The organism is Pseudomonas sp. I8001 (assembly GCF_013385345.1).
Taxonomy (GTDB): Bacteria; Pseudomonadota; Gammaproteobacteria; order Pseudomonadales; family Pseudomonadaceae; genus Aquipseudomonas.
In genome coordinates this window covers 1-303 of the sequence record NZ_JACAQC010000075.1, presented here as the reverse complement: position 1 = coordinate 303, position 303 = coordinate 1, and the positions used below count along the sequence as shown (strand labels likewise).

2 tRNA genes are annotated in these 303 nt (G+C 50.2%); both read right to left on the bottom strand.

What is annotated here, in order from left to right:
• Nucleotides 1-80: 80 nt before the first annotated feature.
• Nucleotides 81-156: transfer RNA gene (locus HX839_RS31440), tRNA-Ala, on the bottom strand.
• 30 nt (nt 157-186) lie between these two features.
• Nucleotides 187-263: transfer RNA gene (locus HX839_RS31435), tRNA-Ile, on the bottom strand.
• Between the last annotated feature and the right edge of the window lie 40 nt (nt 264-303).

Below are 303 nucleotides of genomic sequence, written 5' to 3'. Positions count from 1 at the left end.
CTAATCAAAGACTAGAAATCAACATTCACCATCACAGCGATGGAATGCTCATTTCTAAGCTTTCAAGACAGAAGCAGTAGTGGTGGAGCCAAACGGGATCGAACCGTTGACCTCCTGCGTGCAAGGCAGGCGCTCTCCCAGCTGAGCTATGGCCCCGTATTTCTACAGGCGTTTCCCACACAAAATTGGTGGGTCTGGGCAGATTCGAACTGCCGACCTCACCCTTATCAGGGGTGCGCTCTAACCAACTGAGCTACAGACCCAATTTCGGGCTGCTTCTTTATCGTCTTCTTCAATGAATCA